The organism is Corynebacterium hylobatis (assembly GCF_003955685.1).
In the GTDB taxonomy this organism is placed as follows: Bacteria; Actinomycetota; Actinomycetes; order Mycobacteriales; family Mycobacteriaceae; genus Corynebacterium; species Corynebacterium hylobatis.
On sequence record NZ_RXHJ01000001.1, the window covers coordinates 74,100 to 95,384 of the forward strand.

Consider the following 21,285-nt stretch of genomic DNA (forward strand, 5'->3'; position numbering starts at 1 on the left):
AAAATTTTCTGTCCGGTCTGTGGTCTACCGCATCAGGTGCCTGCAGGGAGTTAATCCTGGGCGATGGTCAGAGCCGACGTCATAGCTGCGTCCCAGGCGTCGTGCACGGCATGCCGCGATACGCCCGCGACGAGAAGCTCATCATCAGCCCGGCCCCGGATGAGGGCAACCGGTGCGATGCGACCCGCCGCTACCCTGGTACGGAGGCGTTCGATAAGCAGGTCGGCGGCACTCAAGGGGCCACTGAGCACGACTGTGCCCGGGTCAAAAACTGTCGCAGCATCCAGGACCGCCTGAGCCAGCAGATCCGTAGCGTAACGGGCCTCTCCATTGTCCGGGTCCTGGAGCGCGGCAAGTGCCAGATCAATGTCGATGGAGGAATGATCTGGGCTGCCGAAGCTCAAGGAAGAGAGCTCGGCGTGCAGGGTGGTGCCCTTCGGGGTGCGCAGAAAACTGATCTCACCGGCGGCACCATTGGCTCCCCGGATGACGCTGCCCTCGGCGACGAGGGCGCCGCCGACGCCGGCACCCAGGTAGACGTAGAGAAATGACCGTTCCGGTTCCTTGGCTGGATCGGTTGCCTCAGCCCGTGCCGCCCAGTTCACGTCATTGTCCACCCGGACCCTGGGGACATCCGCCAGCCCCAGGGCGGCTGTGATGTCGGGGACGACGCCGCCGAGGGGAGCTCCGGCCATGGGTTGAACCGCTCCGGTCCCGGGATTGACCGGGGCAGCAACAGAAATGGTGGCCGCCCGACAGGGGGTCGCCATGTGGGCTGCGGCCGCCGCCAGGTGTTCCCTCGCCCACGCGATCCCCTCCGAGAACGTCATATCCGTTTCGGAGCGTTCTTCCCAACGCAGGTCACCGCAGAAATCCAGGGCCCGAACCACGTTATGGCGCCGCTCCAGCACCACCGCGCTGACATGTCCGTGGTCAGGATTGGGCTGGTAGGTCATGGCGCGTCGACCCCGACCGCGGGGCGGGGTTTCACCTGCTTCAACAATGAGCCCAGCGGACTGCAGGCGGTTCGCGGAGTCCGAAATGGTGGGCTTGGAGATCCCGGTGATCCTGGCAATCTCTGCCCGGGTCCCGGTGCCATGGGAGAACAGGTACCCCAAAAATGTCTGGTCCGTCATCCCCATCAGGCTGCTGGGGACCGGTTGCGGGGAAAACAGGGGTGGCATTGCAGCAAGTGTAGTCATAAATGTCCTCCTATCAGCGACTTTAGAAAAAAGGGAGCACCCCCGGTCGGATGGCGCGGGCTTGTCTTTTGTGCCCTGCCCAAGCGAAGCCCTTTACATGTGATGGCACTCACGCTATCTTCTAGTAAATCAATTTAACCAAATGATTTGAGGAGCGAGGAGAAACCTCATGACCATCGCCAGCCCCCAGCACACCGCAACCCCCCTGCCCGACGATCTGCCCGCCGCCATCCGCGAGACCAAGGCGAAACTGCGCGCCCAGATCGGGGACGTGGACGCCGCCTTCCGCGAGGTGGAGGCCTTCATCGAAGAACGCGTGATCGAGATCGAGGAGCATAATGCCCGCGGCGAGTCGATCTGGCCCGAAATCAACTACGCGGACATCGAAGCCGGCAACATCTCCGAGGAGTTCAAGGAGAAGGTCCGCCGCTACGGTGTTCTCGTCGTGCGGGAGCACTTCCCGCGCGAGCAGGCCCTGGAATTCGACCGTGAGCTGGTCGACTACCTCGATGTCAATGACTTTGACTCCCAGTACCGTGGCCCCGGCGATGACTTCTTCGGTACCCTGGCCGCCTCCCGCCCGGAGATCTTCCCCATCTACTGGTCCAGGCCGCAGATGCAGGCGCGACAGTCCGAGCGCACCGCCAATGTCCAGGCCTTCCTCAACCACCGGTGGAAGTTCGAGTCCGAAGGCGTGCAGTGGTTCGACCCGGATCAGGACAGCATGTACCCGGACCGCATCCGCCGCCGCCCGCCGGGCACCAACTCCTCCGGACTGGGTGCCCACACCGACTCAGGCGCGGTGGAGCGCTGGCTGCTGCCCGCCTACCAGAAGGTCTTCCACAACATCTTCACCGGCAACTTCGCCGACTACGACCCCTGGGACGCGGCACACCGCACCGAGGCCAACGAGTATGAGGGTGGGTCCACCATGTGCTCGGCCTTCCGCACCTTCCAGGGCTGGACCGCCCTGTCCGATCAGCAGCGTGACCAGGGAGTGCTGGCCACCGTGCCGATCCCGGAGGCGATGGCCTACATCCTGCTGCGCGCCCTGCTCGACGATGTCGCCGACGATGACCTCTGTGGCGCTGCTCCCAGCCGGGTGCTCGCCGTCAACGAGAAGTGGCATCCGCTGCTCATGCGCGGACTGACCAATATCCCGGACCTGCAGGCCGGGGACAGCGTGTGGTGGCACGCCGACGTCGTCCACGCCGTCGATCCCGTCGAAGACCAGCAGGGCTGGGGCAACGTCATGTACATCCCGGCCGCCCCCATGTGCGACAAGAACCAGGCCTACTCCCGTGCGGTGGGCCAGCACTTCCTCCGGGGCACCTCCCCGGATGATTTTCCGGCCGAGGATTACGAGGTCGGGTGGAAAGACCGTTTCACCGCCGACGACCTCAATGACATCGGCCGACGCGGTCTAGGCCTGTAGTCCCCCAGATCGCGGAGATGGTCGCGGCCCGTCAGGCAATGGACGGGCCTGCCCATTTCATGTCCATAGGTAACTGAAAACCACCCCGTGCACGCCCTGCGGGGACGAGAAGAATTGATGCCCGTCATGACAGACACAACATATACCGCCGACGAGCGGGTGAACTCCCGGCTCATCGGCGTCGTGGCCACCGCAGCCCTCGGTGGCTTCCTGTTCGGCTTCGACAGCTCCATCATCAACGGCACGGTGGAAGCCATTCGCGAGCAGTTCTCCCTGAACACGGCGGTCCTGGGCTTCGTGGTCTCCGTTGCGCTGCTGGGTGCCGGCGTCGGCGCCTGGACCGCCGGAATCTGCGCCGACCGTATCGGCCGGGTGAAAACCATGGTCATCGCGGCAACCATTTTGTTCGTCTCCTCCGTCGGTGCGGGACTGGCCTTCGGTGTCATCGACCTGATCATCTGGCGCTTCCTCGGTGGTGTCGGAATTGGCTTCGCCTCGGTGATCGCCCCGGGATACATCGCGGAGGTCAGTCCGGCCAAGCACCGTGGCACCCTGGCCACCATGCAACAGCTGGCCCTGGTGACCGGTATCTTCATGGCACTGCTCACCAGCGCCGTGTTGGCCTGGGTGGCCGGCAGCGCCTCCTCAGAATTGTGGCTCGGGTTGCCCGCCTGGCGCTGGATGCTCATCTCCGCTGCCCTCCCCTCCCTGGTCTACGGCGTGTTGGCCGTCCGGTTGCCGGAATCGCCCAGGTTCCTGACTTCTCGAGGCCGGACAGCTGAGGCCCGTCAGGTGCTGCGTGAGGTGGTTGGCATGCGCACAGAGGCCAGCATCGACCGCGCAATTGACTCGATGCTCAGCACGGTCAAGCTGGAGAGCCGACAGAAGTTCAGTGACCTGCTCGGCGGCCGTTTCGGCCTGCTGCCACTGGTCTGGATCGGCATTCTTCTCTCTGTCTTCCAGCAGTTCGTGGGTATCAACGTCATCTTCTACTACTCCACCACGCTCTGGCAGGCCGTGGGTTTCCAGGAATCCGACTCCTTCATCATCTCGGTGATCACCGCGGTGACCAACATTGTCGCCACCATCATCGCGATCCTGTTGATCGACCGTGTCGGCCGACGACGACTTCTGCTGATCGGTTCCGCGATCATGACCGTCTCGCTGGGAACGATGGCCCTGGCCTTCGCCCAGGCAAACGTCATTGACGGTGCCCCGGTGCTACCGGGTTCCTGGGGTCCGATCGCCCTGGTGGCTGCCAACCTGTTCGTCATCGGCTTCGGAATGAGCTGGGGTCCGACGGTCTGGGTGCTGCTGGGGGAGATGTTCCCCAACCACATCCGCGCCTACGCCCTCGGCGTGGGAGGAGCAGCGCAGTGGCTGGCGAACTTCGTGGTCAGCGCAACCTTCCCCTCCTTGGCGGATGCCGGACTACAGCTGGCCTACGGCCTCTACGGCTTCTTCGCCCTGGCGTCCTTCGTCTTCGTGTTCTTCCTGGTCCCGGAGACCAACGGCAAACAGCTGGAGGCAATGGGTGAGGACTCCCCGGAGGAACCTGCCCCGCAGATCAAGAAACCGGTCATTCCCAGTGAGGTCAGCTCCCCCCAGACCTCGGTGCCTGACCCCGTATAACAGCCCTCCGCCCCATGCCTCAATGTCGGAAACCCTGCCAGGGTTTCCGACATTCGGGCTTTTGCACCATATTTAACTCGGCTCCGACCTCGACAAGCTACTCGACCAACACCGACCCGGCGACACCTCGCGGTGCGGGGACCCCGAACCCCGCCCTGTGGTCAGCTCCGCACTCCGAAACGTGAAGCGCCCCTAAACTGGCCATCATGACGACGCCCACCGACCACGACGCCTACATCGCCGCAGCCCCAGCCCGCACCCTCCCGGAGGCAGACAAGGTCATCGCCAGCTACGCCGCCTTCAGCAGGCAGTGCGGGCTGTACCTGCTCCCCGGCGCGACCGTGGACCACTCCGAGGAGATCGCGGCTGCCGACCTGAAGGCGACCAAGACGGGCATCACCTTCACGCCGCGCAAGCCGCTGCCCGATGAGCTGGTGGAGCGGTTGGTGCGGGCGTCGAGAAGCGAAGCCGGTGTCTGAGCAGTGCCCTGAGGGGGCGTATGACGGTAGTCACCAGGCTGCGGAAAACTGGGCTGGCCAACAGGGCCTCTTCCGGCTTAGAATGTAAACGTTTACAGTAAACGTTTACATTCCGTCGACGCCGACCGAGGTGAGCACATGGTCCCGGAGAAACCCCGGCCCACCCTGAAGGACATCGCCCTGCAGGCCGGAGTCTCCATCGCCACCGTCTCCCGGGCGCTCGCGGATAACCCGGCGGTGATGCAGCAGACCCGCGAACGGATCCAGGCACTGGCCGCTGAGCTGGGTTACCTGCCCAATGCCCAGGCGCGTGCACTGCAGAGTTCCCGGACCAACACCATCGGCGTGGTCGTGCCCAGCCTGATCAACCACTACTTCGCCGCCATGGTCACCGCACTGCAGGATGCCGCCGAGGCCGTGGACATGGCGGTGATCATCACCAACAGCAACGAAAATCCCACGGTGCTGGCCTCCTCACTGGATTTCCTGGCCAGCCACGGGGTGGACGGCATCATCTGCGTCCCGGACGAGGGGTGCGCGGATCAACTCGAGGAACTGCACCGCCGGTCCCTGCCCCTGGTGCTGGTGGACCGCGAACTCCCCGCCAGCACCATCCCCACCGTCGTCTCCGACCCGGAACCCGGCATCAGGGAGGCCGTTGCCCTGCTGGCACGGCACAACGCACTGCCGCTCGGTTACCTCTCCGGGCCGACGGGCACCTCCACGGGACGCCACCGCCTGGACACCTTCCGGCAGGCCTGCGCCGAGGCCGGACTCCCCGAGCAACCTGTCTTTCTCGGCGGTTATGAACAACACCAGGGTTTCGAGGGCGCGAACCACCTCATCGGCCAGGGTGTGAAAACACTGTTCGCCGGGGATTCCATGATGACCATCGGTGTCCTCGAGGCCTGCCACCGGGCGGGCCTGCGCATCGGCGAGGACATCAGCGTGATCGGCTTCGACAGCCAACCACTGTTCGACCTGCAGCCCCGCCCGCTGACCCTGATCGACCAGCAGGTGGAGATCATGGCCCACCGGGCCTTCGACGTACTCCACGAACTCATTGAGGGGAAGCAACCGCAGGACCGGTACCTGCGTATCCCCACCACCCTCATCGAACGCGAATCCATAAGGACCACATCATGACAGCCATCGCCGTGGTCGGTTCCATCAACGCCGACCTGACCACCCACGTCCACCGCCACCCCAGCCCCGGGGAAACCCTGTTGGGCAGCGGTGGTGACATCAGCGCCGGCGGCAAGGGAGCCAACCAGGCTGTGGCCGCGGCGCAGCTGGGCGCGGACGTGACCATGATCGGTGCCGTCGGCTCCGATTCCATGGCCGCGGCCGCCCTGGAACACCTGCGCACCTCCGGCGCGGACACCTCCGCCATCACCACCGTGGCCGGCCCCACCGGACTGGCGGTGATCACGGTCGCCGAGGACGGCGAGAACACCATCATCGTCGTCCCCGGCGCCAACGCCAGCGTGGACGGGACTTACGTGGACACCCACGCGCAGACCGTGGCCGAGGCCGGGATCCTGCTGCTCCAGGGCGAGATTCCGGCTGACGGTTTCGACCGCGCGGTGGACCTCGCGAAAGGGCGGGTGGTGGTCAACCTCGCCCCGGTCGTCCCGGTCGGAATCAAGCAGCTGCTGCGCTCCGATCCCCTGCTGGTCAACGAGCACGAGGGCGCCCTCGTGCTGGACCTGCTCGGCGTGCCCTTCGCGGAGAGCGACCCCGCCACCCTGGTCAGCGCCCTGCTGGCCCAGGGTTTTGTCTCCGTGGTGATGACACTCGGTGCCGCCGGCGCCATCGTCGGCGATACGGAAGGCCTCACCGACATCCCCACCCCGCAGATCACGGCCGTGGACACGACGGGCAGTGGTGACGCCTTCGCGGGCGCGCTCGTCGCAAAGCTCGCTGCGGGCGCGACTCTGATTGAAGCGGCAGAATTCGCCGCCCGCGTCGGCGCTTTCGCCGCCACCCGGCCCGGCGCGCAGGCCTCCTACCCCACGCTCGCTGACACCCTCCCCGCCGTCCACAACTGAATCACACCCACCGAATCGAGAGGGACCATGTCCATAACCGTCGAGCCGAGAAGAGCCTCGGCTGCCACGATCGTCCCGTTGATGATCGCCCTGCTGGTCGCGGTGTTCGCCTTCCAGCTCAATGCCTCCATGCTCGCCCCCGCCCTGGCCACGATGGAGGTCGAGCTCAGCGCGACCCCGGCCCAGATCGGCATGACCCAGACCGCGTTCTTCACCGCGGCCGCCCTGTTCTCCCTGTTCCTGCCCCGCTGGGGTGACCTGATCGGTCGCCGCAAAGTGCTGATCGGCATGATGATCGTCACCGGCATCGGCTGTGTCGTCGCTGCGCTGGCCCCGAATGTTGCCGTCCTGTTCCTCGGCCGTCTGATCCAGGGTGCCGCCGGCCCGACGGTGCCCCTATGCCTGATCATCCTGCGCCAGCAGGTGCCCAATGAGAAGCAGTATGCCCTGCTGCTGGGTATCGTGACCTCCGTCAACGGTGGCATCGGCGGTGTGGATGCGATCGCCGGTGGTTGGCTGGCCGAGCACCTCGGTTTCCGCTCCATCTTCTGGGTCATGGCCGTGTTCTGTGCGGTCGCCATCGTCGCGCTGCCCCTCGGGGTGAGGGAATCCACCGCCGAGCAGACCCCGAAGATGGACTGGCTCGGTGTGCTGCCGCTGGCGGTGTCCATCGGCTCTCTGCTCATGGCCTTCAACGAGGCCGGGAAGCTTGTCGACGCCAACTGGATCCTCGTCGCCGTGCTGTTCGTGGTCGGCATCGCCGGCATCGTCGTCTTCTACAACATTGAGAAGCGCGTGAAACACCCGTTGGTCAGCGTGGAATACCTCGGCCAGCGCCGCACCTGGGCGCTGCTGCTGACCACCCTGCTGACCATGACGGGCGTGTTCGCCGTGATGAACGGTCTGCTGCCGAACCTGGCGCAGGACGACATCCACGGCGCGGGCATGTCCGCCGGTGTGGTGTCCTGGTGGACCCTGACCCCCTATGCCCTGGCCGGTCTGGTCTTCGGCCCGATCGCCGGTCTGCTGGCCGGAAAATTCGGCTACAAGATCGTCCTGCAGGTCGGCATCGCACTGACCATCGCCGGTGTCGCCGGAGCCACCCTCCTGGTGGGCAGCACCTCATCGCTGGCCTACCTGGGTATCTCCATCTTCGTCGGCATCACCTACGCGGGTATCGCCAACATCATGCTCAACGGCCTCGGCGTGGTGCTCTCCCCCGCCGACAACCAGGGCTACCTGCCGGGCATGAACGCCGGCGCCTTCAACCTCGGTGCCGGTATCTCGTTCGCCATCCTCTTCGCCGTGGCCACCAGCTTCGGCGACACCGGCGGCGGTTATGCCGCAGGCATGTGGGCGGGTGTGATCATCCTGGCCCTGGCCTTCCTGTGCTCCCTGCTCATTCCCCGTCCGGAATCCATCACGGATACGGTGGCGGCCAGGAACCTGGCTGAGACATCCGCCCCCGTGACCAACTGACACCTCTGAATTATTAGGAGTTCCACTATGACCACCAAGATCATCCTCGACTGCGATCCCGGCCACGATGACGCCGTGGCCATGCTGCTGGCCGCCGGCAACCCGGAGATCGAACTGCTCGGCATCACCACCGTGGGTGGTAACCACACCCTGGACAAAGTCACCCACAACGCGCAGGTGGTGGCCACCATCGCCGGCATCGACGCACCCATCTACCCCGGCGTCACCCGCCCCCTGGTCCGCCCCGTCGAGGTGGCCGAGGACATCCACGGTGACACCGGCATGGAGATCCACAACTACGAGCTACCGGAGCCCACCGTCGCGGTGGAGGACACCCACGCCGTGGACTTCATCATCGACACCGTCATGAACAACGAGCCCGGCACCATCGCCCTGGTTCCGACCGGGCCGCTGACCAACATCGCCCTGGCCGTGCGCAAGGAACCGCGCATCGCCGAGCGCGTCAAGGAGGTCGTGCTCATGGGCGGCGGCTACCACGTGGGCAACTGGACCGCCGTGGCGGAGTTCAACATCAAGATCGACCCGGAGGCCGCCCACATCGTGTTCAACGAGTCCTGGCCCCTGACCATGGTCGGCCTCGACCTGACCCACCAGGCACTGGCCACCCCGGAGGTCGAGGAGAAACTGACCGCGCTGGGCACCGACGTCGCCGATTTCGTGGTCGCGCTTTTCGACGCCTTCCGCAAGAACTACAAGGACGCCCAGGGCTTCGATGACCCGCCGGTCCACGATCCCTGCGCGGTGGCCTACCTCATCGACCCTACCGTGTTCACCACCCGTAAGGCACCGCTGGATGTGGAGCTGCACGGCACGCTGACCACGGGCATGACCGTGGCTGATTTCCGGGCCCCGGCAGCCCAGGACTGCACCACCCAGGTCGCCGTCGACCTGGACTTCGACCGGTTCTGGGGTCTGGTCGTGGACGCCGTGAAGCGCATCGGTTAGCTCTGCTTCTTCGACAGGGCGTGCCCCCACCAATGATGGTGCGGGCACGCCCTTGTCTCGTCCACCTTGCGGCCGGTATCCCGGCGCCCATGGTGGGGGAACAGGGTCCGAATCCACCCACGCGGATCACCATGATCACGGTTGTCCGGTGGTGTCCACCGAGGCGGGGGTCAGGGGCGGCCCGTCCAACCGTCGGCGATCTGTGCAGTGCGAGCCACTTTTCAAGCGTCGCTGACACACAGGATCGGCGTAGCCGGTTCTTGCGGGTTTCGGGGACGGGAATCATCTCCCGGGGCATCACCCCTGTTCAACAGCCTTAGTTTCGGGAGGTCACAACCCAGGCCACGATCGCCGCCAGTCCGAGCATCATGCCGCTGGCGGCGAGGCGGTTGAAGTCAAGGGCGGGCACCCACTGGGCTTCTCCGTCACGGATGAGGTAGATACCGTCGGCTTTCACGTTGACCCCGAAACCACCCCCGCCTCCCTCCTCGGAACCGGGTCTGCCTCCGGATCCGTCGTTGTCATCCGGCTTGTCGCTGTCTGGCCGGTCGGAGGAGCCGGAACCGAAACCGACTCCTGATCCGCCGGACACTCGCGCGACTGGAATGACCAGCGCTCCATCGGTTTCCACGGGTTCCCCGAACACCCGTCGGACAGTGAGTATGTCCTTGACCGCCTCCGTTAGCCGGCCCAAGTCGGGGACTTGAAAAGTAGCCATGATGACCTTCCTTGTTGATGGGAATGACCCAGTTTCATTTGTGATTGCCATCACTGTCACTATAGGCGGACCAGAATACAGCGGGAAGCTCAATGCCCGGGATTCTCCCGGCCCATCCCGGGTTCAGGAGCGACAGGCCACCGAACCGGCTTCCGTCTAAATCGCCCCTGGGAATCGACCACACGTTTTTGGCTCCCGATAGGTAGTGCTGTCTCTACCCAACGCCAGATCGGTACGGGCCCTCCCAGCGAGCGGGCGAGCCCGACCCGCCTTGGGTGCCAGTCACGGGTCCTCACAGGTGCAGTTCGGTGCCCAGAACGATGGTTCGGGTGGGTGGGAGATGGAAGATTTCGGTACGGTTGGCCTGATTTTTCTCCAGGCTGAGAAACAGCTTCTCCCGCCAGTCCCGCAGGCGGTGCGTGCGGGGTGGACGCAACGTGAGCACCGAGAGGAAATAGAGCGCCTGGTTAAGGTCGATGTGAAGCTCGGGGCTCTGATCCACGGCCAGGGCAAGATTGCGGGGAATGTCCTGATCATCGGTGAACCCGACCCGGATGCTCACGTGCACGATGCCGTCCGCCGGCGAACCGACGTCATCGACTGAGACCCGGTCCGCAGGGCGCACGTGCGGGATGTTCATGTGGACGATCCGCACGATGACGACGTGGTCATGGAGCATGTGGAAGTCAGTGACGAACTTGACAAGGGCCAACGGAGTGGCATCCGCACTGGCATGCGGGAACACCGCCACACCCGGAACCCGGCGGACCCGCGCATCCCGCAGGGACGCCACGAACTGCGGCAGCGGTCCCTCCAGCTCACCGCGAGCACTGGCGACACGATCGCTGCCGGTGCGCCAGGTCACCATGACGAGCACAACCAGCGCTGCGATCAACAGGGGCAGCCAACCGCCGGCGAAGAGTTTGGTGAGGCTGGCACCCAGGAGCAGCAACTCCAATGAACCGATCACCGTGGCAAAAGCGACCAACTTCCACCAGCTCCAGCGCCACACCGTGGCGGCGAACAACAGGAAGAGGAGGGACACCAGCACCAGGGTGCCCGTCACCGCGAGACCATAGGCATTCGCCAGCTTGGCGGAGGAGGAGAAAAGGAGAACCAATGCCATGACCGCCAGGAACAGACCCCAGTTGACCATGGACAGATAAATCTGGCCTTCCTCCCTCCGGGAGGTGTGTTTGACCGCCAACCTCGGCAACAGACCGAGTCGGATGGCCTGGCGGGTCACCGAGAAAGCCCCGGAGATCACCGCCTGCGACGCGATGATCGTCGCGATGGTGGCGAAAATGACCAGAGGTATCTGCAGGGCCGATGGGGCAAGGTAGAACATGGGGTTGGCCACCGCTGCCGGGGTGGAGATAACCAGTGCCCCCTGGCCCAGGTAGACGAGGATGAGGGCGGGCATGGCGACAGCGAGCCAGGCCAGGCGCACCGCCCGGGCCCCGAAATGCCCCAGATCTGCGTAGAGAGCCTCCGCGCCGGTGACCGTCAGCACCACAGCCCCGAGTAACACGAATGCCTGGAACGGGTGGCGCACCACCAGTTCGAGTGCCCAGTGCGGCGACAGGCTCAACAGGATCTCAGGGTGGGCAATGATCTGCGGAATCCCCAGCAGCGCCATGGTGGCGAACCAGGCCAGCATGATGGGCCCGAAAGCACGCGCAACCTGACCGGTGCCGAAAGGCTGAACGGCGAATAGTCCGGCGAGGATGACCACCGCCACCGGCACGACCAGTCGTTCCAGGTTCGGGTTGACCACCGTCAGACCTTCGACTGCGCTGAGCACGGAGATGGCGGGGGTGATGACCGCGTCACCGTAGAACAGGGCGGCGCCGAACATGCCGAGGATGGTGACGGCCGTGCCGAGCCATTTCCGGGCGGTGAGGTGGCGGCGCAGCAAGGCGACCAGGGCGAGAATCCCGCCCTCCCCGTCGTTGTCGGCGCGGGTGACCAGCAGTACGTACTTGACGGTGACGATGATGGTGATCGTCCACAGGACCATGGAGATGATGCCGTAGACATTCTCCGGGGCGACGGTGATGGCGTTGTGCTCCATGCTGAAGGCGGTGTGCAGTGCATAGAGCGGACTGGTGCCGATGTCGCCGAAAACCACACCGAGGGCACCGAGGGCAAGCGGCCAGGACGGTGGTCGAAACGTGCTCTTTGAGTGCCCGTCAACTTTCATTGAGGAGACGGCGGTGGAACCGGTGTGGTCTGATGAGGGGGATGCGGGGCCCTTACCCTGCGGGGGCTGTTTCGGGGATTCACTCGGCCCGTGGAACTGGGAGTTGTCCATGAGACATAGTGTGCTCCTCAGCGGGTACCTTGGCTACGGTTTTCCAGCTCTCCCCGAAAAATATGTTGTCCTCACCGCTGAGGGCGTGGGCGTGGCATAACCACAACCACGGATATTTTCCCCCCGTGAAGCCATCCTGCGGTCGGTGAGGTGAGGCCGCCGTCCTGGATGAGCTGTGCAGGACACTAGAACCAGGCCTGTGCCAGCAGTTCCAGGGAGCGGTTGCGCACGGCGGGGTCGAAGGCGTAGGTGACGGTGATCAGCTCGTCCGCGCCGGTGCGTTCCTGGAAGTCCGCCAGCTGCTCCTTCGCGGTCTCCGGGGAGCCGACCGCCTGGATCCGCAGGCCGTCCTGTCGCGGGATCGAATCCGGATCCACCGGCGGCTGGATGGGGCGGGACTGGCCACTGCGGATGTCCAGGAACATCTGCTCCACGGTGGTGAACTGCCGCTGTGCCTCCTCGTCGGTGTCGGCGACCATGACGTTGATCCCCGCCATGACGTAGGGCTTCTCGAGCTGCGCGGTGGGTGCCTCCGTGCTGAAGGAGCTGCGGTAGACCTCGATGGCGTCGTCGATCTGGTCGGGCGCGAAATGCGAGGCCAGGGAGAACGGCAGGCCCAGCTGCCCGGCTATTGACGCCCCGTTCACCGTCGACCCCAGCACCCACACCGGCACCTTCGTCCCGGTGGAGGCCGCGGAGACGATCGGCATGCTGTGTGCGGTGCCGTCCTCGCCGAACCAGCCCTGCAGGTCGTAGATGTGCTGGGCGAAGGCCTGCGGTTCCGCAGAAGAGCGGCTGAGCGCCCGGGCGGTCATCTGGTCGGTGCCCGGCGCCCGGCCCAGGCCGAGGTCGATGCGGTCGCCGTGGATGTTGGCCAGGGTGCCGTATTGCTCAGCGACCATGAGTGGTGCGTGGTTGGGCAGCATCACCCCACCGGAGCCCACCCGGATCCTGTCGGTCACGGAGGCCGCCTGGGAAATCAGCAGCGAGGTCGCACTCGAGGCGAGGTTCGCGGTGTTGTGGTGCTCCGCGAACCACAGACGCTCATAGCCCAGCTGGTCAGCGAGGCGGGCGGAGTCCATGGAGGCCGCGATCGCATCAGCTGCGGTGGCGCCCTCGGAGATGGAGACCAGGTCAAGAATGCTCAACGGCACAGACAAAACAGAAGATCCTTCAGGTTGCTCAAGCGGGAATACGTCCACCAGGTGCAACCCGCCCGGTGCCGCTTCCATTCCGGTCGGGAGCGGCGGCGGGTTGCACAGAAGCCAGCAGGCACCCGATAGGTCAGTGAATGATGTATGGTCAGTGCATGCTGACCATAGCTTCCCGTGTGGATGTCATGAACCGACTGGGCCGTGCGATGGCTGACCCCACCCGGTCCCGGATACTGTTGTCCCTGCTGGAGAGGCCGGGGTACCCGGCCCAGCTGGCCCGTGATCTGGGTCTGTCGCGGACAAATGTCTCAAACCACCTGGCGTGTCTGCGTGGGTGCGGAATCGTGGTCTCCGAGCCGGAGGGCCGACGCACCCGTTATGAGATGGCTGATGCCCATCTCTCCCGGGCGCTGACCGCCCTGGTGGAGACCACTCTCGCCGTCGATGAGGATGTCCCTTGTCTGGATCCCGCCTGCCCGGTCGAGGGATGCTGCAGCACCAGGGGAGGTGCGTAGCAGTGAGTTCCGCATGTGGCTGCGAACCGGCTGGGCCGAGGGTTGAGCCTGGGGAGTCCAGCCCATGGTGGCGTGACCGTGCCGTTCTCCTCCCGGTGGCCTCCGGCGTGGCCCTGCTGACCGGTCTGGTCCTCGAGTGGTTCATTCCCGGATCCGGGCCAGTGGCCCTCGTCCTGTTCTGGCTGTCACTGCTGCTGGGTGCCTCCCAGTTCGTTCCCGGGTCCCTGCGGGGGTTGTTGACCAAGGGCAAGCTCGGTATCGGGTTGTTGATGACCATTAGCGCCGTGGGCGCGGTACTCCTCGGTTTCATTGAAGAAGCCGCTGCCCTGGCCTTCCTCTATTCCATTGCTGAGGCCCTGGAGGACAGGGCGATGGATAAGGCCCGCTCGGGCCTGCGTGCCCTGCTGGCCCTGATCCCCTCGACCGCGACGATTGTCGCCGCTCACGGGGCCGCCCGGACGATACCCGTCGAGGAGCTCGTCGTCGGTGATGTGCTGCGCCTGGCCGCCGGGGAACGACTGGCCACCGACGGGGTGGTCCGCGCCGGGCACAGCAGCCTGGACACCTCGGCGATCACCGGGGAATCCATCCCTGTCGAGGTCGGCCCCGGAGATGCGGTGCTGGCCGGTTCGATCAACACCTCCGGCACCCTCGAGGTCGAGGCCACCGCCGCCGGGACGGACAACTCCTTGACCACTGTCGTCGCCCTGGTCGAACAGGCCCAGAACGACAAGGGGCAGCGGGCGCGGATCGCCGACCGCCTGGCCCGCCCCCTGGTGCCCGGAGTGCTCATCCTCGCCGTCCTCGTCGCCGTGGTCGGCTCCCTGCTGGGGGATCCGGAGGTGTGGATGGAACGTGCCCTGGTCGTGCTGGTCGCAGCCTCGCCGTGCGCGTTGGCCATCTCGGTGCCGGTCACGGTGGTCTCGGCGATTGGAGCGGCCAGTAAATTCGGTGTGATCATCAAATCCGGGGCGGCGTTTGAACGCCTCGGCGGCATCCGCCACCTGGCCCTGGACAAGACGGGAACCTTGACCCGCAACCAGCCCACCGTCACGGCCGTGCTGACCACGGAGGGCACGGACCGGGCCGAGGTCCTCCGCTGGGCGGGCGCCCTCGAGTCCGACTCCACCCACCCGCTGGCAGCTGCCATCACGGCCGCCGCTGACCATGGTCCTTCCGCCCGGCAGATCGACGAGGCCGTCGGCCACGGGATCACCGGTCTCATCGCCGGTGCGCAGGTCGCGGTCGGCAGCCCCCGCTGGTTGCCCGCCGGCCCCCTGGCCGATGAGGTAGCGGCCCTGGAGAACCAGGGCATGACCGTCGTCATCGTCCACCGCAACCACCAGCCGGTGGGGGCCATCGGGGTGCGTGATGAACTCCGTCCCGAGGCTGCCGAGGTCATCGCGTCACTGACGGCCGAGGGGGTGGGGCTCACCATGCTCACCGGCGACAACACCCGCACCGCCACCGCCCTGGCCCGCCAGGCCGGCATTCACGATGTGCGTGCACAGCTACGCCCGGAGGATAAGGCACAGGCGGTGGCCGGGCTGACCGACCGGGGTCCGGTGGCGATGATCGGCGACGGCATCAACGACGCCCCCGCCCTGGCCCGCGCCGATATCGGCATCGCCATGGGAGCCAGAGGTTCGGATGCCGCCATCGAATCCGCCGATGTGGCCTTCACCGGCGATGACCTGCGTCTGATTACCCGGGCCCTGCACCATGCCCGCAGGGGACGGGCCATCATCAACCAGAACATTGTCCTGTCACTGGCCATCATCATCACCCTCCTGCCGCTGGCGATCACCGGTGTCCTGGGGCTGGCTGCTGTCGTGCTCATCCACGAGGTCGCTGAGGTCATCGTCATCGCCAACGGACTACGCGCCGCCCGCACCACAGCCACCGCTCACTGAGCAGGAGCGCGGGGGAAGCCCGGCACCTTCCACTCCGGTTGATGGCTCAGGCCTGTGACCGACGCCGGATCTCCTCCACCAGTTCGTCGACCTGCGGGGCCAGGGCTTCGAGGGGGCCGTTGTTGTCGATGAGCACGTCCGCGGCGACGCGTCGGATGTCGTCGGGCACCTGGGCGTCAATACGCCGGCGGACATCCATCTCCGCCAGGCCCCGCTTATCGACGAGCCTCCGCACCCGCTCCTCTGCGTCCACGTCAATCACCACGACCAGGTCCATCTGCCGGTCCAGCCCCTTGTCCACCAGCAGGGGCATGTCGTAGACGATGGCCGTCTCCCCAGCCTCCTCTGCTGCGGCGAATCGCCGGGCCGTCTCCTCCGCGATGCGCGGGTGGGTGATGGAGTTGAGCAGGGCGGTGTGCTCGGCATCGACGAAGGCCTTCGCCGCCAGCCCCGCCCGGTCCAGTGAACCGTCCGCCCGAATGATGTCCGGCCCGAAGGCCTCCGCCAGTTCCTGCAGGGCTGGTTGCCCGGGTTCAACGATGTCGCGGGCGATCTGGTCCGCGTCCACCACCGGGATGCCGTGTGCGAGAAGCAGTCCCGTCACTGTTGATTTTCCACTGCCGATGCCACCTGTGAGTCCGACTTTGATCATGACCCACATGGTAGCGCCGGACACAGCGAACTAGGATCAGTCGAATGCGACACTTCAAGATGACCGCCCTCGCCGGGGCCCTGGCCTGCGGCCTCGCGTTGAGCGCCTGCGGCAGCGACAGCTCCCCCACCACCGAGACCACCGTCACCACCGAGGCCGACGGGCCGATCGCCATCCCGCTGAACGCCGACGGCACCGTCGACGAAACCCTCTTCTTCGAGCTCATGTCCCGCGCGGAGGAGACCGTCACCACGGAGGTCTTCACCTCCCGCCTCGTCGACCCGGCCACCCGCGAACCTATCGACGGGGATTCCGACACCTCCTACATCGACCACGAGGCTGAGCAGCTCCTGCGCGTCGAGGTCATCGACGGCATCACCTACGAGACCTTCGAGACGGCCGAGGAGATGTGGACGCGTGTCGACGGCGGCGCGTGGGAATCCGCCATGGAAGAGGCCACCGAGGACGACCTCACCGAGGAGGAGACCGACGCAGAGACCGAGGAATACTGGGAGGACCCGCTGACCACCTCCGTCGAGATCATCGACCTCGACGCCCGGGTATTCCGGATCAACCAGGAGTACCGGGACGACGCGGAGACCTACGCCGCGGAGGTCACCCTGGACGATCAGATGCGCGTTGTCGAGTCGTTTATCGACTACGGCGACGGCACCGCCTTCCTCCAGGAGACCGCCTCGGTCAACGAGCCGGTGGAATTCCCCACCGACCTGCCGATCTAAACCGTCTCCGTCACCTTCGCGGTGGCATCGATGACCGGGTCACCGACAGCAACTTCACCCGTGGCGGTCAGCGCCACGACGTCGGCGAGCTTGCGGTGGTTGGTCACCACCACCGGGGTGATGGCGCTGTAACCAGCCTCCTCGATGGCGGCGCGGTCAAAACGCACCAGGGGTTGGCCGGCGGTGACCCGGTCACCCTTGGCCACCAGCAGCTCAAAGCCCTTGCCCTCCATGTTCACGGTGTCGATGCCGATGTGCACCAGCAGCTGCACCCCACCGTCGAGCTTCAGGCCGACGGCGTGCCCGGTCGGGAAGGCCACCATCACCGAACCATCGGCTGGGGCGACGACGGTGTCACCCGAGGGGTCGATGGCGATGCCCTTGCCCACCGCGCCCGCGGCGAAGGCCTCGTCCGGCACCTCGTTGAGCGGGACAACGCGCCCGGCCAGCGGGGAACGGATCTGGAAGGTGTCGCCCGGGGTGGTTGCGGCGGGGGCGACGGCGGCGTCGATACGCTCGTCCTCCGCACGGTTGGCCTCCTCCCGCTCCGCGGCGATCCGGGCCAGTGCCTCCGCCTTCTCCTCCTTGCCGCGGTAGTCGAGGAAGACCACCAGCAGCATGGAGGTGAAGAACGCGACCGCCAGGCCGATGGCGTAACCGTAGATCGGGTCCATCGCCGGGATGGTCAGCAGGGAGGTGAACACGAAGGCGTAGGCGCGGACATCGAAGAAGCCCATCACCACACCACCGAGGAAACAACCCGGCAACAGGCGTAGATACGTCTTCTTGAAGCGCAGCAGCACACCGTAGAGCGAAGGCTCGGAGATACCACCCAGCAGGCCGGCCATCATGCCGCCCAGGGAGACCTGGCGCATCGACCTGTTGTGTTCCTTGATGGAGATGATCATCACGCCCGTGACCACACCGAAGCAGGCGAAGTTCCACGCACCCATGGGGCCCTGGATGAAGTCGTAGCCCAGCGTCGCGATGTTCTGGATCATGATCGCATTCAGCGGCCAGTGCAGCCCCAACGGCACGAGGAACGGGTAGAGCATCGGGATGATGATCGCCAGGATGAACGGCGAGAACGCGTTGACCGTCTCCAGCAGGCTGGCGATGCCGTTACCCACGCCAATGCCGAAGGGGCCGAGCAGGAAGGCCGTCGCCGGGATCATGATCAGCAGCGAGAAGAACGGCACGAAGACCATCTGCACCGCACTCGGGATCAGCTTCTTCAGTCCCTTCTCCACCCAGAACAGTCCGATCGCCGCGATCAACGGCGGGAATACCTGGCCCGAATAGTCATTGAGCACCATCGGCAGGCCGAAGATGTTGACCGTGTCACCCGCCACACCCAGCGCCAGGAACTCCGGGGTCAGCAGCGCCGCCGGGATCGCCGCACCCACCCACTCATTCGCCCCCAGCTTCCGGGCGGCGGTCGCACCCACCATGATCGGCAGGAAGTAGAACACCGAACGCCACATCGCGTGCATGAACACGTAGGTGTCCGGCTGCTCCTCCATCGGCGCGCGGAAATCCTGCCAGCCGAAGGTGTCGGCCAGCACCAGCAGCGTGATGATCAGCGACGCACCCAGCAGGGCCCACAGGATCGGGCGGAACGTATCGGAGAGGAACTCGAAACCGTAGTCCACCCAGGAGTACTTCCCGCGCACCCCCTCGTACTCCTTCTTCGAGGGCGCGGCCTCCTCATCGAGCTTGCCCATCCCCGGTTCCTTGACCAGCGCGTTGTAGTACTCCGCCACGCCGCCGCCCATCACCACCTGCATGCCGGTGGTGCCCTGCTTGACCACACCGAGCACCGCCGGATCGGACTCCAGCTTCTCCACGTCCACCTTGCCCTGGTCCCGCAACTGGAAACGCAGGCGGGTCGCGCAGTAGGTGAGGTTGGTGACGTTCTCCGCCCCGCCGATCTCGCGGAGGATGTGTTGGGAGGTGGTTGTCGTCGACGCCATCTGTTCAGACCTTTCGTCGGTTCAGGTGCGACCGCGACAGGACTGCTCCCGGCACACCGTGAATCTGTGTCGTCCGGGCCGGAAGAAATCGCCCCGGTTATAACCGGCAACCACGAAACCAGTCTCCTCGTGCAACTTCCTACCGAGACCTCGCCCGTGGCACCTGAGCCGAAACAAGCTCGACTGACCTCAACTTTAGGCGGGAGCAGGCCCGTTTGGAAGAGTTCCTGAGATTCAGGCCACTCCGCCGCACAGGCCGGCCTGTGGGCGGGATCAGGACATAACCACCGCCTCGTTCCACGCGGGTCACCTGCCACCGATACCATGTGCAACCATGCCGAGAATTCGCCCGTCGGTGCTGGCCGCAGCCATCACCGGCCTCGCCGCCCTGATCATCACCGCCGCCCCCGCTGCTGCGCAGTCATCTTCGACGACCGTCGGGCCCGCAGCCCCCTGCTCCCCCGGCCTGTCCTCATTCGGCGGTTCCTCTCTGGCTGGTTCCTCCGCCCCGATGCTCCGGGGCACCCCCGGAACGACCCTGCCCGTGCTCAAGGGCCCCACCCAGGCCATGCACCTGGTCACCGGTGCCGGCTCCCCGCAGCGCACCGACCAGCGCTGGGCCCTGGCCGGCACCGACCTCGGCATCGCCTTCACCGACGAAACCGGAGAGACTATCCTCGCCTTCGGTGACACCGTCGCCTGCGACGGCACCCCCACCGACTGGCGCTCCAACACCCTCGTGCGCACCACCGACCGCAACTACACCGACGGACTGCACATCGACCAGGCACTGACCGCCACCGGATTCCGCGACGAAGGCAAGGCCGTGGAGTTCATCCCCTCGCTGAAGATCCCCGGCGTCGAGCACACCACCATTCCCACCGCCGGCATCGCCGTGGGTGATGTCCTCTTCATCGACTACATGTCGGTGCGCTCCTGGGGTGCCCCGGGCGAATGGGTGACCAACTACGCCGCCACCGTGAAATCCACCGACGGCGGCGTGACCTGGCAGCTCGTGCCCGAATCCCTCCGGATCAACAGCACCGGCCACGCCGACGTGCTCGCTGCGCTTCCTGAGCTGCCCGCGGGCTACGGCATGGATAACGAGCAGCTGCAGATGAGTGCACTCGTCCACGGCGGGGACGGCTGGATCTACCGCATGTCCACCCCCTCCGGCCGCCAGGAACAGGCGGTCCTCGCCCGCATCGCACCGGAGGACTTCCCCGACGAATCCGCCTTCACCTACTTCGACGGCACCAGCTGGCAGGACGACCCCGCCGTAGCCGTCCCGGTTCTCGACGGGAAGGTCTCCGAGCTCTCCCTGACCTACAACGACCACCTCGGCCAGTGGGTGGCCATGTACATCGACGGCAACGGCATGGTCCTGCGCACGGCCGACGAGTTGACCGGCCCCTGGTCCGAGAAACGCATGCTGGTCAACACCGGCACCATCCCCGACCTTTACGGCGGTTTCGTCCTCCCCTACAACGACGACCGCCACCTCTACTATGTGGCCACCACCTGGTCCTCCTACAACGTGATGCTCATGCGCACGGACCTGGGTGAGCAGACCACGGCGCTTGACGACCAGGTCGAGGTCGTCGGCACCCTCGACTTCAGCGACCCGGCGGAGCCGACCCTGGTGGAGGAGCCTGGGCTCCCGGCGGTGGAATAGGGGAAACCGCGGAGCGGGTAGATATACGCCTGGGCTGCCTACCCCGCCAGCGCGGCGAGCAAGGTGATCAGCAGAGTCGTGCCAGCAAGGACGCCCACCAGGATCCACAGGGATCGGTTGCCGAAGTTCGGGACATTCATGCCGTGCCTGCGGACGAAGAGTTCGTCATCGTCTGGCTCGTTGTAGTAGATAGGTCCTCCCGGGGACTATTTCGTCGATTTCTGTCAGAAGACAGGAATTTATCTCTGCAACTCTGACCAGAAATTCAATATTTCAGACAAGAGTTGCAGAGATAAACCCTGCGCGCCCACTCTGAGCACCGCCCCGACCAAGCCCCACCCAGCAGGAAACCCCGCCCCCACCATGCGGCGGGGACGGGGTCAACTG

At 65.6% G+C, this 21,285-nt stretch carries 17 protein-coding genes; 11 read left to right on the forward strand and 6 right to left on the reverse strand.

The window, feature by feature from the left end:
- Window positions 1-50 precede the first annotated feature (50 nt).
- Entirely contained in the window at window positions 51-956 is a 906-nt protein-coding gene (locus tag EAH68_RS00305) for an ROK family protein (RefSeq protein WP_241228216.1), read from the reverse strand.
- A gap of 415 nt (window positions 957-1,371) precedes the next feature.
- On the opposite strand from EAH68_RS00305, the gene EAH68_RS00310 reads away from it, so the two are divergent.
- From EAH68_RS00310 to uriH, 7 genes are all read left to right on the forward strand, one after another.
- Window positions 1,372-2,637, forward strand: coding sequence for a YbiU family protein (locus EAH68_RS00310; RefSeq protein WP_126119330.1), 1,266 nt, complete (start codon window positions 1,372-1,374; stop codon window positions 2,635-2,637).
- Between the two features lie 126 nt (window positions 2,638-2,763).
- Window positions 2,764-4,269 (forward strand): sugar porter family MFS transporter, encoded by a 1,506-nt coding sequence (locus EAH68_RS00315; protein ID WP_126119331.1) that lies wholly within the window; start codon window positions 2,764-2,766, stop codon window positions 4,267-4,269.
- A 206-nt stretch (window positions 4,270-4,475) separates the two neighbouring features.
- A complete protein-coding gene (locus tag EAH68_RS00320; RefSeq protein ID WP_126119332.1) occupies window positions 4,476-4,748 on the forward strand; it encodes a DUF1801 domain-containing protein in 273 nt (90 codons plus the stop codon).
- Window positions 4,749-4,886: 138 nt separating this feature from the next.
- Window positions 4,887-5,894, forward strand: coding sequence for a transcriptional regulator UriR (gene uriR, locus EAH68_RS00325; RefSeq protein ID WP_126119333.1), 1,008 nt, complete (start codon window positions 4,887-4,889; stop codon window positions 5,892-5,894).
- Window positions 5,891-6,799: a ribokinase RbsK1 gene (gene rbsK1 / locus EAH68_RS00330; RefSeq protein ID WP_126119334.1), complete on the forward strand. Its 909-nt coding sequence runs from the start codon at window positions 5,891-5,893 to the stop codon at window positions 6,797-6,799. The genes uriR and rbsK1 overlap by 4 nt, the downstream gene beginning before the upstream one ends.
- A 27-nt stretch (window positions 6,800-6,826) precedes the next feature.
- Window positions 6,827-8,278 (forward strand): uridine transporter UriT, encoded by a 1,452-nt coding sequence (gene uriT / locus EAH68_RS00335; protein WP_126119335.1) that lies wholly within the window; start codon window positions 6,827-6,829, stop codon window positions 8,276-8,278.
- A gap of 27 nt (window positions 8,279-8,305) precedes the next feature.
- Window positions 8,306-9,244 (forward strand): uridine-preferring nucleoside hydrolase UriH, encoded by a 939-nt coding sequence (gene uriH, locus EAH68_RS00340; RefSeq protein ID WP_126119336.1) that lies wholly within the window; start codon window positions 8,306-8,308, stop codon window positions 9,242-9,244.
- Window positions 9,245-9,560: 316 nt separating this feature from the next.
- Here uriH and EAH68_RS00345 read toward each other — a convergent pair whose 3' ends face one another.
- From EAH68_RS00345 to EAH68_RS00355, 3 genes are all read right to left on the reverse strand, one after another.
- Entirely contained in the window at window positions 9,561-9,962 is a 402-nt protein-coding gene (locus tag EAH68_RS00345) for a spore germination protein GerW family protein (protein ID WP_126119337.1), read from the reverse strand.
- A 292-nt stretch (window positions 9,963-10,254) separates the two neighbouring features.
- The gene (locus EAH68_RS00350; RefSeq protein ID WP_241228217.1) at window positions 10,255-12,276 is read right to left on the reverse strand and encodes a potassium transporter Kup; all 2,022 of its coding nucleotides are present in this window, start codon (window positions 12,274-12,276) and stop codon (window positions 10,255-10,257) included.
- A gap of 185 nt (window positions 12,277-12,461) precedes the next feature.
- On the reverse strand, window positions 12,462-13,430 hold the full coding sequence (locus EAH68_RS00355; protein WP_241228218.1) for an LLM class flavin-dependent oxidoreductase: 969 nt from the start codon (window positions 13,428-13,430) through the stop codon (window positions 12,462-12,464).
- Between the two features lie 155 nt (window positions 13,431-13,585).
- Between EAH68_RS00355 and cmtR the strand changes: the two genes are divergently transcribed.
- Both cmtR and EAH68_RS00365 read left to right on the forward strand, forming a co-directional pair.
- Entirely contained in the window at window positions 13,586-13,945 is a 360-nt protein-coding gene (gene cmtR, locus EAH68_RS00360; RefSeq protein WP_126119339.1) for a Cd(II)/Pb(II)-sensing metalloregulatory transcriptional regulator CmtR, read from the forward strand.
- Window positions 13,946-13,947: 2 nt separating this feature from the next.
- The gene (locus tag EAH68_RS00365; protein WP_206436322.1) at window positions 13,948-15,858 is read left to right on the forward strand and encodes a heavy metal translocating P-type ATPase; all 1,911 of its coding nucleotides are present in this window, start codon (window positions 13,948-13,950) and stop codon (window positions 15,856-15,858) included.
- Window positions 15,859-15,904: 46 nt separating this feature from the next.
- On the opposite strand, the gene coaE is transcribed toward EAH68_RS00365, so the two are convergent.
- Entirely contained in the window at window positions 15,905-16,510 is a 606-nt protein-coding gene (gene coaE, locus EAH68_RS00370) for a dephospho-CoA kinase (RefSeq protein ID WP_126119340.1), read from the reverse strand.
- Between the two features lie 44 nt (window positions 16,511-16,554).
- Here coaE and EAH68_RS00375 point away from each other — a divergent pair, with 44 nt between their 5' ends.
- Entirely contained in the window at window positions 16,555-17,250 is a 696-nt protein-coding gene (locus EAH68_RS00375) for a hypothetical protein (RefSeq protein WP_126119341.1), read from the forward strand.
- Here EAH68_RS00375 and EAH68_RS00380 read toward each other — a convergent pair.
- Window positions 17,247-19,223 (reverse strand): glucose PTS transporter subunit IIA, encoded by a 1,977-nt coding sequence (locus EAH68_RS00380; protein WP_126119342.1) that lies wholly within the window; start codon window positions 19,221-19,223, stop codon window positions 17,247-17,249. The two genes, EAH68_RS00375 and EAH68_RS00380, sit on opposite strands and share 4 nt — an antisense overlap.
- Before the next feature lie 334 nt (window positions 19,224-19,557).
- Here EAH68_RS00380 and EAH68_RS00385 point away from each other — a divergent pair, with 334 nt between their 5' ends.
- Window positions 19,558-20,898 carry a glycoside hydrolase family 183 protein gene (locus EAH68_RS00385; RefSeq protein ID WP_241228219.1) on the forward strand — a complete coding sequence of 447 codons (1,341 nt, stop codon included), beginning with the start codon at window positions 19,558-19,560 and terminating at the stop codon, window positions 20,896-20,898.
- Window positions 20,899-21,285 lie beyond the last annotated feature (387 nt).